This is a genomic window from Desulfosarcina cetonica JCM 12296 (genome assembly GCF_001311845.1).
GTDB lineage: Bacteria > Desulfobacterota > Desulfobacteria > Desulfobacterales > Desulfosarcinaceae > Desulfosarcina > Desulfosarcina cetonica.
Map to the genome: position 1 here is coordinate 1 of NZ_BBCC01000465.1, position 1,162 is coordinate 1,162.

At 64.1% G+C, this 1,162-nt stretch carries 2 protein-coding genes; both read left to right on the plus strand.

Annotated elements, in window-relative coordinates; genetic code table 11:
- Positions 1–264: hypothetical protein (locus JCM12296_RS34990; RefSeq protein WP_218188458.1), on the plus strand; the 264-nt coding region annotated here is incomplete at its 5' end.
- Between the two features lie 568 nt (positions 265–832).
- Positions 833–1,162, plus strand: a 330-nt coding sequence (locus JCM12296_RS39500; protein WP_218188459.1) for a hypothetical protein, incomplete at its 3' end; no start/stop codon positions are given.

Consider the following 1,162-nt stretch of genomic DNA (forward strand, 5'->3'; position numbering starts at 1 on the left):
CGCCCGCATCGAGCGGCCATGGAAGCCCAGGCCCCCGAGGTGACCGGCCAGGTGCAGGCAACCTGTACGGGGTGCGGCCGGGTCAATGTCATCGATATCGATCCGCTTCTGCATCTGAAGCGGCTGCTGCGCGATGTGAACGTGGATATCCATCGGATCGCCTCCACGTATCACTGGAGCGAGGCGGAAATTCTGTCCCTGCCCCGGCAGCGCCGCCTGCGCTATCTCGAGTTGATCGACCGGGCGCGGGGAATGGCGGTTTAATCCACAACGTTTTTGGAGAACCGAATAATCCAAGATGAGGTGTTCAGGCGGTGGGATTCTTTTCCGACATCATCCGCATGAGTCAGCGACCGCTGGGACAGGCGACTTCGGACGGCACGCCGCGGCTCACGGTTGCCCCGGACGGTCTGCCAGCCGCAGCGGGTGAATCGGCCGGGCCGATGGAGCCCGGCGACGGCCTGTCCCACAATCACGCCCCACCTCGACCGTTTTGGGAGGAGGGCCTCGGACAACGCGGCATTGCGCGCAGCGTTGCGCAGCCGCCGTTGGCGTCCGAGGTCCGCCAGGTGGTGGGCCCTTCGCCTTCGGAACACACCGAGCTTCGGAGCTTGCGAAGGCGCCGGAAAGTAAATGCAGTTCTCCCGTTATTGGGAAGCCGAAGCAGACCGGTCTCAACAACCGCCGCGATGCAGTCGTTCGTCCCTGGATGAATCGAGACCCGAACCTTCATGACCTTGTGTCAACTGACGGTGTTGTTTCCCGCTCGGAAGACGCGTTTGGTGTGGAGCCGGTAACGAAACGTTCGGAACGGCATGAACGTGGAAAGTCAGTGGAAGCGATACCTAGGAGCCGGCAAGCGGGTCAGACCCGTGCGGGCGCCACCACCCCTCCCGATCCCAATTTTTCGGACGGACCGGCGGTTACGCCGGTTCGATCCGCAAGGCCGATGGACGCACTGCCGTTGTCTGGATCCACTGACCGGCCGTCACCCACAGTCCCTCAACCGGGTGTTGAACCCATGGTGCCGAGCGCCTCGCAGCCCATGCCCGTCATGGCTTCAGTCATGGCTTCGGGGGCCGCGGGCATCACGGGGATCACCGAGGGGCACGCTTCCGGAACGCCGGATGGACACGCCGGCGATGCGGCGTCGACGGCCGAT